We start from the raw sequence: 295 nt of genomic DNA on the forward strand, positions 1-295 counted from the left end.
AGAAAGGGGGCGGGGTGCTCACAGCTTGCCAGGCTGGCGCGAGGTGGATGAATGTCGATCATCACGTCCTCGCCTGAAACAGAGGCCTGCTCGTAAAGGAAGGCGTGGATCTTCGCCATCATGGCGCCTTCGTCGGCCTGGCCAGGCAGTGACAGCGACAGCAAGGCCAGCGCCAGCAGGCAGGCGCCGTACCGGAAGAGGCTTGACGATAAACGGTGCTGGAGCATGTCGAGGCCGGGGTCGAGGCTGATGCCACGATTCTAGCGGCGGTCTCCACGGTGGAACTCGTGAATTG

At 62.7% G+C, this 295-nt stretch carries 1 pseudogene; it reads right to left on the minus strand.

The features are described 5' to 3' along the window. Nucleotides 1-227: pseudogene (locus RI841_RS16060) on the minus strand (hypothetical protein); the annotation flags it as partial. Nucleotides 228-295 lie beyond the last annotated feature (68 nt).

This window comes from Halomonas sp., assembly GCF_031581305.1.
Lineage (GTDB): Bacteria > Pseudomonadota > Gammaproteobacteria > Pseudomonadales > Halomonadaceae > Halomonas.